Source organism: Vibrio sp. DNB22_10_4 (genome assembly GCF_052879755.1).
In genome coordinates this window covers 1-12,677 of record NZ_JBNNXW010000010.1, presented here as the reverse complement: position 1 = coordinate 12,677, position 12,677 = coordinate 1, and the positions used below count along the sequence as shown (strand labels likewise).

The 12,677-nt window shown below is 45.8% G+C and carries 11 protein-coding genes and 1 riboswitch; of the genes, 8 read left to right on the top strand and 3 right to left on the bottom strand.

The window, feature by feature from the left end:
- The first annotated feature begins 124 nt into the window (after positions 1-124).
- From ACVA6Q_RS18795 to dinF, 3 genes are all read left to right on the top strand, one after another.
- Complete coding sequence (locus ACVA6Q_RS18795) at positions 125-742, top strand: c-type cytochrome (protein WP_353497376.1); 618 nt, start codon at positions 125-127, stop codon at positions 740-742.
- An 832-nt stretch (positions 743-1,574) separates the two neighbouring features.
- On the top strand, positions 1,575-2,387 hold the full coding sequence (locus tag ACVA6Q_RS18790; RefSeq protein WP_446648540.1) for a class I SAM-dependent methyltransferase: 813 nt from the start codon (positions 1,575-1,577) through the stop codon (positions 2,385-2,387).
- A 95-nt stretch (positions 2,388-2,482) separates the two neighbouring features.
- Positions 2,483-3,829, top strand: a complete 1,347-nt coding sequence (gene dinF, locus ACVA6Q_RS18785) for an MATE family efflux transporter DinF (protein ID WP_446648539.1) — start codon at positions 2,483-2,485, stop codon at positions 3,827-3,829.
- An 86-nt stretch (positions 3,830-3,915) separates the two neighbouring features.
- Here the strand turns inward: dinF and sthA are convergent, their stop codons facing one another.
- Positions 3,916-5,316 (bottom strand): Si-specific NAD(P)(+) transhydrogenase, encoded by a 1,401-nt coding sequence (sthA, locus tag ACVA6Q_RS18780; protein WP_353497373.1) that lies wholly within the window; start codon positions 5,314-5,316, stop codon positions 3,916-3,918.
- Between the two features lie 383 nt (positions 5,317-5,699).
- On the opposite strand from sthA, the gene fabR reads away from it, so the two are divergent.
- Together fabR and ACVA6Q_RS18770 are read left to right on the top strand one after the other, a co-directional pair.
- Positions 5,700-6,341, top strand: coding sequence for an HTH-type transcriptional repressor FabR (gene fabR / locus ACVA6Q_RS18775; protein WP_338163261.1), 642 nt, complete (start codon positions 5,700-5,702; stop codon positions 6,339-6,341).
- Positions 6,341-6,712: a YijD family membrane protein gene (locus tag ACVA6Q_RS18770; RefSeq protein ID WP_353497372.1), complete on the top strand. Its 372-nt coding sequence runs from the start codon at positions 6,341-6,343 to the stop codon at positions 6,710-6,712. Before fabR ends, ACVA6Q_RS18770 begins: the two co-directional genes overlap by 1 nt.
- A gap of 73 nt (positions 6,713-6,785) precedes the next feature.
- On the opposite strand, the gene trmA is transcribed toward ACVA6Q_RS18770, so the two are convergent.
- Positions 6,786-7,895 carry a tRNA (uridine(54)-C5)-methyltransferase TrmA gene (gene trmA / locus ACVA6Q_RS18765; protein ID WP_353497371.1) on the bottom strand — a complete coding sequence of 370 codons (1,110 nt, stop codon included), beginning with the start codon at positions 7,893-7,895 and terminating at the stop codon, positions 6,786-6,788.
- Positions 7,896-8,049: 154 nt separating this feature from the next.
- A riboswitch (cobalamin riboswitch) is annotated at positions 8,050-8,258 on the top strand.
- Between the two features lie 54 nt (positions 8,259-8,312).
- On the opposite strand from trmA, the gene ACVA6Q_RS18760 reads away from it, so the two are divergent.
- The 3 genes from ACVA6Q_RS18760 to murI all read left to right on the top strand — a co-directional run bounded on the left by ACVA6Q_RS18760 (position 8,313) and on the right by murI (position 11,741).
- Positions 8,313-10,169, top strand: a complete 1,857-nt coding sequence (locus tag ACVA6Q_RS18760) for a TonB-dependent receptor domain-containing protein (protein WP_446648538.1) — start codon at positions 8,313-8,315, stop codon at positions 10,167-10,169.
- Positions 10,170-10,205: 36 nt separating this feature from the next.
- A complete protein-coding gene (locus ACVA6Q_RS18755) occupies positions 10,206-10,862 on the top strand; it encodes a Dph6-related ATP pyrophosphatase (protein WP_446648537.1) in 657 nt (218 codons plus the stop codon).
- Positions 10,863-10,949: 87 nt separating this feature from the next.
- A complete protein-coding gene (murI, locus tag ACVA6Q_RS18750; RefSeq protein WP_446648536.1) occupies positions 10,950-11,741 on the top strand; it encodes a glutamate racemase in 792 nt (263 codons plus the stop codon).
- Here the strand turns inward: murI and ACVA6Q_RS18745 are convergent.
- Positions 11,704-12,159, bottom strand: coding sequence for an RNA-binding protein (locus ACVA6Q_RS18745; RefSeq protein WP_353497367.1), 456 nt, complete (start codon positions 12,157-12,159; stop codon positions 11,704-11,706). The two genes, murI and ACVA6Q_RS18745, sit on opposite strands and share 38 nt — an antisense overlap.
- Positions 12,160-12,677: the final 518 nt, after the last annotated feature.

Below are 12,677 nucleotides of genomic sequence, written 5' to 3'. Positions count from 1 at the left end.
ACACATTGTACCATGATCGGTATTAATTGCCCGCGTTACCTTATTTTGTCCCTTTGACACCAATCTGTAGGGTTTAGCGAGGCGTATAGTGGTACTGGAAGCTTGATAATTATAATGGAATGTCATGAAAAAATTAGCGCTAATCTTGAGTCTTGTAGTCAGCTGCTCAGTATGGGCCCAAGGCGATATTGAAGCTGGTAAAGCAAAATCCCAAACGTGTGTAGCGTGTCATGGAGCGGACGGTAACAGTCTGCTAACGATGTACCCAAGCATCGCAGGACAGCACGCAAAATATATTGAAAAACAACTGAAAGACCTAAAGCTTGGTATGACAAGTGGCGGTAAACAAGGTCGTTATGATCCTGTGATGAGTGGTATGGCAATGCCACTGTCTGAGGAAGATATGGCGGATCTTGCGGCTTACTATGCGTCTATGCCAATCGCAGCCAATAGTACCCCTGAAAATGTGGTCGAAGTGGGTAAAGTTCTTTACACCGCTGGTGATGCTGAGCGTGGAATTACCGCGTGTATTGCTTGTCACGGTCCTCGTGGTAACGGCACTGAGCTATCAGGATTCCCTAAAATTTCTGGTCAGCATGCTGATTATGTGAAATCACAACTAGAGAAATTCCGCAGCGGCGATCGTGCCAACGACATGAACGCTATGATGCGTGATATCGCCAAAAAGCTGAACGACGAAGATATCGACGTTCTTTCTAAATACGTGGGCGGTCTTCACTAATCCGAACCGCGTTACAAAAACTAGCAGCCTAACCTAGTTTGTTTAATGTCTAAACGGGTTTCTTTAACGCCAAACCGAGCTTGCAATGCCTCTTCTGATGAAGGGGCATTGTTGTTTTTGGTGCTTGGGTAGCGTTGTTGTTGGTAGATCTGTTGGTAGTGGTGTCACGCATTGGGTGATTCAGATCTCACTTCGATCTTGATGCTCTTTGAGCGTGATTGGCGAGTTATCCAGATGCTTTGTGAGATATTTGCCATACTTGTTAGCGCAAAATTGCCGTTAATAATTATTAAGTTTATGATTTATATTACTTTAATTGTTTGTGTATTGTTGCGAACTAGAAAAAACGTTGTGCTTGGTTGTCTTCCATTCTGAGTCAGGTAAATTGTTCCTTGTCGACAGGATGCTGACACAAGGATTTCAGACCAAGAAGGTCTTCAAGGATGTTTGGCGAGGAGCGCCAAAAATAATAATAAGGATATTGCTCAGACTCGGAGTGTGGGCAGATACGGATGGTCGACTATTCTCAGGATGAGAAAACAAATGGACAGGGTTTAGGAAGAACTCGAGCAAAAGGTTTTGCCAGGGATCGTGAAAACGCATCAGGACGATGACAAACAAGAATTAGCAGTGGAAGCACAAATAACAAATGGATATTTGTGAGGCATTCAAAGAGTGCCAACAATTTCACCCCTATGGTGATGGAAAGCGACAGGTCCGCCTGTCGCTTTTTTTACGCCCAAAGATAGGTTGTAAATGATAATTAATTTCATTTATGTTGAAATGATTATTGAGAGCGATTATCATCTGTAACTCTATACATGGAGGCAGTATGGACAATCGTAACAACCGTCAAACCGTTCCCCTAGATGTACCTAGCAAACTGCTTAGGCCGCTATGGTTTCGCAGTCGTGAAAGTTTGCTGGATGATGGCATCATCTATGACCCTATCGCCGCCCATGCATGTCGCCGTTGCCAACTTGCGCCCGATTGCATCACGGGTAACGTTGACCAAAGTCAGTTATTGCATGCCACCTTAACTCAGCTTTGCGATTTGCAAGTAAAGCGGTTTCTTGAGACCAACCCTGATGGTTGGGTTATTAATGTCGGCGCGCGCCTTGATACCCGCTTCTACCGTTTGGACAATGGCCGCTGTCATTGGCTTGAAGTCGATACCAATGAGCATTTGGTGTGGCGCCAACGGTTGTTTCACAAAAGCGAGCGGTACTCACTCATCTGTGGCTCGATTGATGATATGAGCTGGTTGTCGACGCTATTGATTCCTGCTGACAAACCGATTCTAGTTGTATGTGAACATGCTCTACTGGAACAAACTGAGACTCGAATAGCGCACTTTGTGCAAGCCATCGGATGTCACTTTCAACATGCCAAAGCCTGCTTGGTGCTGGCCGGTGACCTCACAGCGAGTCACTTAGGGCAAAAGATGGGGTGTGAGCGTTATCAACATGGCATGAGAAAGCCGCTTGATAAGTTGCTTCATTGGCTACCGTGGACATACAAAGTCTCGATTGAATCGCCCATCGACAAGCATTGTCAACGCTGGTCTCGTTGGCAGCGAGTGGTGGCGAAGCTGCCCATCTATCGACATCGTCTCACGCCGAACATCGTCAATATTGAGTGGTAGTTGCGGTGCTCGCCTGTAAATAACGTTACTATAGCGCTTCAAGTATCCTCTCCACTAAAGCATTTCTAGTGGAGTCTCGACGTGCTGGAGTGTTCGTGTTTCAACAATCAATTACCATTCTGTCTGATCTGCCCTTGCACCGCCGAGTCTTGCTATTGGCCATTCCTATGGTGCTATCCAATATTACTGTCCCGCTATTAGGACTGGTTGACGCCGCTGTGATTGGCCACCTAGAGCACGCCTGGTATTTAGGTGGCGTTGCGCTTGGCAGCACCATGATAAGTGTCACCTTCTGGCTGCTGGGTTTTTTGAGAATGTCGACCACAGGCCTCGCCGCTCAAAGTTATGGCGCCAATGATACGCGCCAACTTGCGCTGGTGTTTTTGCAGGGGAGTCTTATGGCATTGGGGTTTGCTGCGCTGTTCTTACTCGTGCATACCTCTCTCGCTGATGTTATTTTTTCGTTTAGCTCTGCCAGTGAAGAAGTGAAGCATTATGGTTATCAGTATTTTGCGATAAGAGCTTGGAGTGCCCCTGCAGCGTTGATGAATTTTGTAATTCTTGGCTGGTTACTAGGGACACAAAACGCGAAAGCGCCAATGTGGATGGTGATCATTACTAACCTGGTAAATATCGGCCTTGATGTCTTGTTTGTCATTGGTTTGGGGTGGAAAGTCGAAGGTGCGGCCTTGGCGTCGGTCATTGCTGACTACTCAGGTTGTGCATTTGGCCTATGGTGTGCCGCGCGCACTTGGCGTCAAAGAGTCCTGCCAAATGTGCTGCAATTGGCCTCTGATGTGAGTCAGGATATTGGACGTTTTGTGAAGCTCAATCGTGACATCTTTCTTCGTTCATTGTGCCTACAAGCTACTTTTAGTTTTATGACCTTTCAGGGCGCAGCATTTGGAGATGATATCGTCGCGGCGAATGCGGTATTGATGAGCTTCTTGATGCTCATTTCTTATGGCATGGATGGTTTCGCTTACGCTATGGAAGCTATGGTAGGCAAAGCGATTGGTGCCAAGAGTCGCAGTCAGCTCATTGATTCGCTTGTCGTGACCTTTTTCTGGAGTGCGGTTATTTGTGTGCTGCTGACACTGGTATTTGCAGGTTTAGGGAGTGATTTGATTGCGATGATTACTTCCATCGCCGCAGTGCAAACGCAAGCGGAATTCTTCTTACCTTGGCTGGTTGCTATGCCGCTGGTGTCCATGTGGTGCTTTCTATTTGATGGTATTTTTGTGGGCGCGACAAAAGGCAGAGATATGCGCAATAGTATGTTTGCCGCCACGTGTTGTTTCTTTGCTTTGTTTTTTGCCGCCAGCAGTTTAGGAAATCATGCACTTTGGTTCGCGATGCTCAGCTTTATGGGTATTCGAGGTTTGGGGTTGGCGGTGATTTTTATTTACCAGTGGCGTCGCGGTCAGTTTTTACTGGCTTAGCGTTTCATCTGCGTAAAAGGAAAAACAAAGGCGACATGATGTCGCCTTTGTAGTATTGCTCTAAAGTGCTATGCACTGCAATTAGGTTAGAACAGACGGTTTAAACCATTGAGCGCAGCAACACGATAGGCTTCTGCCATGGTCGGGTAGTTAAAGGTGGTGTTAACGAAGTACTCGATGGTATTCGCTTCGCCTTTTTGCTCCATGATGGCCTGGCCGATGTGGATGATTTCTGCAGCACGCTCACCAAAACAGTGAATGCCCAAGATTTCTTTGGTCTCGCGGTGGAAGAGTATTTTTAAACTTCCCACGTCTTTACCGGCGATCTGTGCACGCGCAAGGTGTTTGAATGACGAGCGTCCTACCTCGTACGGAATCTTGGCTTCAGTCAGCTCTTGCTCAGTTTTACCCACAGAGCTGATTTCTGGAATGGTGTAGATACCTGTCGGAATATCTTCAATTAGCTTACCTTCAGCTTCACCTTGAGTAATCGCTTGAGCTACGAATCGGCCTTGGTCGTATGCCGCACTCGCTAAGCTTGGGTAGCCAATCACATCCCCCACAGCATAGACATGGTCGATGTCGGTTTGGTAGTTGGTGTCGACTTTGAGCTGGCCGCGAGAATCCGCGACTAGTCCAACGGCATCCAGATTGAGTGCGTCAGTGTTACCTGTTCGACCATTGGCATACAGTAAGCAATCCGCGCGCATCTTCTTGCCTGAGTTGAGGTGGATGATGACGCCGTCTTCGGTACCTTCGATCTTGGCGTAGGTTTCATCGTTGCGGATCATCATGCCGCTGTTCCAGAAGTGATAGGACAAAGAGTCTGACATCTCGTTATCTAGGAACGCCAGAAGTCGCTCACGGGTGTTGATGAGATCGGTTTTTACATCCAAGCCACGGAAGATAGACGCATACTCACAACCAATGACACCGGCACCGTAAATAATAATGTGTCTAGGGTCGTGCTCAAGAGAAAGAATTGAATCGCTATCGTAAACACGTGGGTGATTAAAGTCGACATCAGCAGGGCGATACGGTCTTGAACCGGTTGCAATCACAAACTTGTCGGCCGTATAAGTATCGATAGTACCATCGGACTTAGTGACCTCTAGGCTGTGAGTATCGACAAAGCGTGCCGTTCCGTATAGCAAGGTGCACTCATTTCGGTCATAGAAGCCTTGGCGCAGTCGGGTTTGCTTATCGATAACGGTTTTTGCGTGTCCCAAAATATTGGAAAACGTCGAGTGCAGGCTGGTGTTGTTACCACAAAACAGTGGGTTGCTGTTGAACTCAATGATACGGCTGACTGCATGACGCAGTGCTTTTGAAGGTATGGTACCCCAGTGGGTGCAACCACCACCGACGCTGCTCTCTTTTTCGATGATCGCAACGTTGAGGCCAGCTTTAGTTAGCCCCATCGCAGCCCCTTCACCACCTGGGCCACTGCCGATTACGATGGCATCAAAATGTTTAGCGCGACTCATATAGTATCCTCGTAGTTCCTCTCACTCTCTACAAAACGTTCAGCATTAATAGCGACAAGTAGGGCAGGAGTGATGAGTGCAATTCATAGACTGGCAATGGCGAGATTTTAACGGATTATTAACGTTGGTAAATATGACTGCGTGAATAGAGTGTGAAAGATCACGCAGTTTTATTGAGAGTTAGCATCGGATAAACGTTTGATGTATGCAAAATAATGAAACTTGTTCAAGCATAATGCTGAGTAAATGAAGTGAGATGCGTATAGGTTTTTTAGCAAAATCGCCAGCCATACACTTATACAAAGTGACTATTCGCGCTATATTACCTCCACTCCCTCAATTACCGTCATCGATGGTAACCAATAAGAGCACCTAGGTTAAACATGAAATCAATGGGTATTCGTGCACAACAAAAAGAAAAAACGCGTCGTTCATTGATCGATGCTGCTTTTAGCCAGCTTAGTGCCGATCGCAGCTTTTCGAATTTGAGCCTGCGCGAAGTCGCGCGCGAAGCCGGTATTGCTCCAACTTCTTTCTATCGTCATTTTAAAGATATGGATGAGCTGGGGCTGACCATGGTAGATGAAGGAGGCCTGCTGCTAAGGCAGTTAATGCGACAAGCGCGCCAACGTATTGTCAAAGAAGGCAGTGTGATCCGTACTTCAGTCGAAACGTTTATGGAGTTCATTGAAAGCAGTCCCAACGTGTTCCGCCTATTATTAAGGGAGCGTTCTGGTACCTCTTTTGACTTTCGAGCCGCAGTGGCTCGAGAAATCCAACACTTTTCGGCTGAGCTAACTGAATATTTGGTTAGCACAGGTATGGACCGTGACGAAGCATTTGCCCAAGCGGAAGCTTCTGTCATTCTCGTGTTCAGTTCAGGTGCAGAGGCGTTAGATCTTAGCAAAAAAGAAAGATATGAACTGGCGGAGAGGCTGATTGTCCAATTAAGGATAGTGGCCAAGGGTGCACACTGGTATCGCAAAGAACGTGAAAGAAACCGTCAAAAAGAAGGGTCCAAATAATGTCCAATGAAGTGTCCTCCGAAAACCGCGAAAGCGGCAAAAAAACGCTCGTACTTGCTCTGATTGCAGGTATGTGTGGTAACGCAATGTTGTCTTGGCTCACCATCAGCGAAGTGGCATTCTCGATTTTTCCACTGATTGCACTCGTGCTGTCAGTTCAGGCTCTGTATCAAGAGTATCTAAGAAACCCAATTCCAGAAGACTTCCCAATGGTTGGTCTTGCGGCATTCTTCGTAGGTGCGTTTGGTCACTCTGCGTTTACCAAGGCGCAATACCCTGATGCTGGTTCCAACTTCATCGCCATCGTAGTCGTCTTGGTACTGCTATTCTGGATTGGTAAAAAAATGGGCTACATCCTCAAAGAAGCTTAATTTGTTGGTCTCTATTCGTAGAGCGCGAGCATAAAAAAACGAGCCAGTTGGCTCGTTTTTTGTTTGTTATTGATTAGGCTTTGCGCTCAAGTAATACGCCCGCTTCAATATGATGAGTAAACGGGAACTGATCGAATAGAGCAAATCGCGTAATGTGGTGCGTTTCACCCAGCACGTCCAAGTTGTCTTTCAAGGTTTCTGGATTGCATGAAATATACAGAATGCGCTCGTAGCCTTGAACCATTTTACAGGTATCGATATCCATACCTGCACGCGGTGGATCAACGAAAATCGTGTTGCAGTTGTAGCTTTTTAGATCGACATTCTGCTGCTGCAAACGTCGGAACTCACGTTTGCCTTCCATAGCCTCAGTAAACTCTTCCGCTGACATGCGAATGATTTGTACATTATCAATCTTGTTGGCTGCAATGTTGTATTGCGCCGATTCTACTGAAGGCTTCGCCAACTCCGTCGCAAGGACTCGCTCGAAGTTTTGTGCCAATGCCAATGAGAAGTTGCCGTTACCACAGTAAAGCTCTAGCAAATCACCTTTGCTGTCTTGGGTACAATCAACAGCCCATTCCAACATCTTTTGCGCGACAGGACCATTGGGTTGCGTGAAGCTGTTTTCCACTTGCTGATAGTGGTATGGCTGACCATTAACATGCAGAGTTTCCACCACATAGTCTTGATCCATGACGATTTTCATCTTACGAGCACGACCAATCAGGTTCAGTTTGAAACCTTCATCATTCAACTGCTGTTTCAGTGCTTGTGCTTGCTCTTTCCATGCATCATCTAGTTGACGGTGGTAGAGCAGAGATACCAAGATCTCACCGCTTAAGGTTGAGAGAAAGTCGACTTGGAACAGTTTCTTTCGTAATACCTCGTTGCCTTTCATCGCATCCATCAGCAGTGGCATTAGGTCATTGATAAGACGGCTTGCTGCTGGGAATTGATCAACTCGGTACTTTTCACGCGTTTCCTGGTTGAACATGATGTAGTACATGTCGTCGCCTTCATGCCAAACGCGGAATTCAGCACGCATACGATAGTGCTTTTCTGGGGAAGTAAATACTTCGAGTTCAGGAGCAGAATACGGCGCCATCATATCGATCAAACGTTGAGATTTTTCTTCAAGCTGGATTTGATAGCCTTCTGGTGTGAAGTCGAGATTTGCCATGGTAGTTGCCTATCGTCGGTAATGAGTTGTATTAAGGAGGGCAGATTTTATTCAATCTCCCGTCGTTGTCCAGTTTTTCCCAGAATTGTCTCGCATTATCTCTGTGCTCTTATAGCTTAGTTCAATCCGTTATGGACAAATAATCAATCAGTTAATACCATGGCCCCTAGCTGGTGTGAGAATCAAATGGATATCTCACTGAAAAGGGAATCTGGTGCAAATCCAGAACTGACGCGCAGCGGTAAGAGAGAACAACCCCTCAAAAGACACTGTTTGACATAAACGGGAAGTCGAGGCAGTAGGTGGAACCAATATGGTTTCGTGCTCTTAAGTCCGAATACCTGCCAGCAGCCAACTCGATGCGAAAAAGGATTGCTCGAGTAGGTAGGACTTACGCGATTTAGGACAACACAACAAATGAACAAATCATGTTTGGCGATAGCAGTGACTGCATCGCTCTCTTCTTATGCTTCTTTTTCACTGGCAGAAGTAACAAGCTCAAGTAATCAATCTAAATCGGCTGATGAGACCATGGTCGTCACGGCGAACCGTGTAGAGCAAAGCAAAGCTTCGGTGTTAGCACCTACGACGGTTGTTACGCGCGAAGATATTGAAAAAATTAAGGCGAACAGTGTTCTTGATGTACTAAGAACCGTTCCAGGTATCGAAATCAATTCATCGGGTGGCAATGCTCAAGAGACAAGCATCTACATTAGAGGCACATTGACGAAACACGCCCTAGTGATCCTTGATGGTGTTCGACTTAACTCCGCTACGAATGGCGGTGCATCGATTGGTTTGATCCCAGCATACGCGATTGAAAGAGTTGAAGTCGTGAGAGGACCACGCGCTGCGGTTTATGGCTCCGACGCGATTGGTGGCGTTATTAGTATTACAACAGCGACTAAGACTCGCAATCATCAAGCGAGACTTGGCTACGGTTCACACGATACCAAGCAGTTGGGCTGGCGCTCATCAGGGCAAATTTCGGAGAGTACGTCTGGCGGCATTACGTTGCAAGCTGAGAGAAGTGATGGCTTTAATGTGTATCAGATGGCACCAGAGAGCGACAAGCACAGTTATGACTCGAAAGTAGTGATAGGCAATCTTGCCCATAGTATCAACGATAACTGGACGTTAAAGCTGAATGGTATGAGTTCTGCATCAGACGTTGAGTATGCCAATGCATTTGATGGAACGAAGCAAGAGAGCGAATCCACGAACTATTCACTCGCAGGCACCGCTCTTTACCACAGGGAGCAATTCAACTCCGAGTTGCAGGTGAGTACGAGCTATAACCAAGGCCGAGACGGAGATGCGGCAGGTAAGAATGCTAAGTCAGAACTCACCACATCGCGAAACTCTATTTTATGGTTTAACAGCTATAGCGGTTTTGACTACCTAACTCTTAATGCCGGTTTAGATTACTATCTGGAAAAAGCAAATCGCGGTGGCTCCAACACCACAGACTACGGCAAAACAACCAAAGACAACAAAGCTGCATTTGCGAGCGCTTTGTTTGAGTATAACAAAGCTTCCCTTGAAGCAAGTGCACGCCACGATGACGATAGCGCGTTTGGTGGACACACAACTTGGAATCTAGGTGCAGGTTACTTTGTGCTAGATACGATTCAACTCGTGGCAAGTTCAGGGACTGCTTTTAAGGCACCAACGTTCAATGACCTATATTGGCCCAATGCGGGTAACGAATCGTTAAAGCCTGAAACCTCCATGTCTTCTGAAATTGGCGTTAGGGGTTACCAGTCTTGGATGACATGGGAAATTACCGCGTACAAAACGGATATCAAAGATTTGATTAACTGGGCGCCGAATGATTCGGGTAACTATGTGCCAAGTAATGTAGATGAAGCGTCAGTTGAAGGTATTGAGCTCCAAGGGCAGTTTGCTACTTGGGGAGTTCAACACCAGTTATCAGCGGATTTTAAAAATCCAGTAAATGAGAAAGACGGTTCTCAGCTGATTCGCCGCGCGAAACAGAACTTTAAGCTGGTCTCGACCTATCAACTCAACGATCTTGAATTGGCTTTGATAGCCAATTACGTAGGTGAACGTAAAGATAAAGTAGGCGGCACTCTTGATGCTTATACCACGGTTGATATAGGCGCTGGCTACAAGGTGACAGAGGCTCTAGCGGTGAGTGTTAAAGTCAATAACTTACTGGATGAAGAGATCTACACGGCTCTAGGTTCAGGCACAAACTATTACAAAGCAGACGGGCGCAATGTTTTTGCAACCGTAGACTATAAATTCTAGGGAAACATAAGGGGTGCTCGTCACCCCTTTTTATTTATGAAAAACATCATTATCAGCTGGTCATCAGGTAAAGATTCCACATTGACCTTTGAGCGTCTTATGGAGTCTTCCGAATACAATGTTGTAGGTCTTTACACCACTCACGTAAGCGGTGAGGTGCCTTTCCAAGTCACACCTCTCGAAGTTGTTCAGATGCAAGCCGATAGACTAGGTATGCCGTTAGTGTCTATTGAACTGCCGGAGGTGTTCCCGCCGAATGACATATACCAGTCGCTAGTACTAGACGGCGTGAAGTCATCAGGACTTAATGTTGACGGTATCGCCTTCGGGGACATGTTCTGCAATGGCATCGTAGAGTATCGAAAGAGCTATGTAGAGCCTGCTGGGTTTGAAGCGGTTTTTCCTTTAGTTGGTGAAAATAGCCAAGAGCTAGCTCAAGAGATAATAGAAAGAGGGATTGATACAGTCTTGGTGACAATAGACAGGCAAGTATTGCAGGAGTCTTTATGCGGTGCGCGTTATACCGAGAGCCTCATCACGGAGTTGCCAGACAATGTTGACCCATGTGGCGAAGATGGTGAGTTCCACACCTTAGTGTGTAATTCAAAGTACTTTAGCCATCCCATAGAGATAGACTCCTTATCGATAGAAACCGCTGAGCGATTCAGCCATCTAAGGTACAAAGTGAAGTAGGCATCGAGAGCAGATAGGTTTACCGCTTAACCAGTAGTGAGTATCATGTCGGCGGATAGATAACGACAACTGTCGGTGAAATACGCGATGAATAGACATAACATTTTGATATTTGACTCCGGGGTAGGTGGTCTCTCTGTATATAAAGAGATAGCAAACTTGCTGCCGTGTGCAAACTACTTCTATTTATTCGACAACGAAGCCTATCCCTATGGTGAGCTAGCACCAGATACATTGGTTGATCGTACCTGTCGTCTTATTCAACAGATGATGCAGCGCCAGCGCATTGATATCGTCGTTATCGCTTGCAATACCGCGAGCACCATCGTGCTGCCTCATTTAAGAGAAGTGTTGTCTATTCCGGTTGTCGGTGTCGTACCAGCAATCAAGCCCGCTTCTCTACTTTCGAAAAAAGCTGTCGGTTTAATTGCCACACCTGCCACCATTACTCGTCAGTATACTCATGATCTGATTCGAGACTTTGCAGATGATAAAGATGTAAAGCTGCTTGGTAGCAGTCAACTGGTGGATATGGCCGAGCAAAAGCTGAGAGGTCAACCCACTGACATGATTCACTTGCATCAGATCCTAGAGCCACTCGTAGATGTAATTGATGTAGCCGTATTAGGGTGTACGCATTTTCCGTTGATTCGAGAAGAGATATCGCAAGTGCTAGGCAAAGGTGTCGAATTGATTGATTCGGGTATGGCGATCGCTCGTAGAGTCGTGAGCTTATTAGCAGAGAGTGGCGAACAAGAAGGAGTAGGGTTCAAAGAGGTGTTTAGCAGTGCTTCCCCTATACAAGAAGAAGCACTTAACAAAGCCTTAGACGATCTCGGCTTTAGTCCTGTTCAATTGATTCAGATTCAGGATGCTTAGGATCATTGGCAATGCGAACCTTTAACGTTCTTTGCATATAGTCCTTTTCATTGAGTGCTTCGATTGCCCCTTTGGCATCGGAGCTCGCCATTACGACGAAACCAAATCCACGACGCTTACCTGTGCGTTTATCCTTCATTAGTCTTACCGCAAATACTTCCCCATATTCAGCGAACAGATCCTTAACGTGAGATTCGTTAGCTTTATAAGGTAGGTTACCTACGTAAAGAGTTTTTGTTGATTGAGAACTGTCTTTCGAAACGGTTGGAGTAGCAGAAGAAAACTTAACAACGAAAAATGTAGCTACTACACCAAGCACAAAAGCAACAGCCGGTGAGATGTCGGCGAACTGAGAAAAAACAATACCGCCCAAAATAGCGATCGCTATTACTAGAAAAAGAGATTTATTGGAGTCCATATTAAAGTACTACTTTTCTTATTGACGAATAATGGCATCTATCGTTAACAAATAGATATAGGAATATTACGTAGTTGAGCGTTATTTTTCCAATTATTTGGTGTGATGTATTTCAAATGTTGAATTTTTATCGAAAAACACCGTGTCTGATGGCTTTTTGAACGAACGGAAAATAATTTCAAAAAAAGGGTTGTCATCAATGCTGTGATCTCTATAATGCCGCCTCACCGACACGGAGTGAGACGAAAGTCACAAAGCGGAGTCGGTTGAGAGAGAAAAGAAAGTTTGAAAAAAACGCTTGACTCTCAAAATGGGAAGCGTAAGATACGCACCCCTAACGACGAGACGCTAAGCGGTCCGAAAGTTAGAAAATGTTCTTTAAAAATATAGACCTATCAATCTGTGTGGGCACTCGTTGATGATAATCAAATTAGATACCTAGGTATCAAATTAGGTTTTCAATGAACTGAGTGACCAATCAAGTCGAAAGACTTGGCACAGTCAATTCATTATCGTTC

Excerpts from the sequence above, each read along its gene's own strand:
- ACVA6Q_RS18790 (WP_446648540.1), top strand. The coding sequence starts at position 1,575 with ATGGACAATCGTAACAACCGTCAAACCGTTCCCCTAGATGTACCTAGC.
- murI (WP_446648536.1), top strand. The coding sequence starts at position 10,950 with ATGAATAGACATAACATTTTGATATTTGACTCCGGGGTAGGTGGTCTC.
- sthA (WP_353497373.1), bottom strand. The coding sequence starts at position 5,316 with ATGAGTCGCGCTAAACATTTTGATGCCATCGTAATCGGCAGTGGCCCA.
- ACVA6Q_RS18795 (WP_353497376.1), top strand. The coding sequence starts at position 125 with ATGAAAAAATTAGCGCTAATCTTGAGTCTTGTAGTCAGCTGCTCAGTA.
- ACVA6Q_RS18760 (WP_446648538.1), top strand. The coding sequence starts at position 8,313 with ATGAACAAATCATGTTTGGCGATAGCAGTGACTGCATCGCTCTCTTCT.
- ACVA6Q_RS18770 (WP_353497372.1), top strand. The coding sequence starts at position 6,341 with ATGTCCAATGAAGTGTCCTCCGAAAACCGCGAAAGCGGCAAAAAAACG.
- trmA (WP_353497371.1), bottom strand. The coding sequence starts at position 7,895 with ATGGCAAATCTCGACTTCACACCAGAAGGCTATCAAATCCAGCTTGAA.
- ACVA6Q_RS18755 (WP_446648537.1), top strand. The coding sequence starts at position 10,206 with ATGAAAAACATCATTATCAGCTGGTCATCAGGTAAAGATTCCACATTG.
- fabR (WP_338163261.1), top strand. The coding sequence starts at position 5,700 with ATGAAATCAATGGGTATTCGTGCACAACAAAAAGAAAAAACGCGTCGT.
- ACVA6Q_RS18745 (WP_353497367.1), bottom strand. The coding sequence starts at position 12,159 with ATGGACTCCAATAAATCTCTTTTTCTAGTAATAGCGATCGCTATTTTG.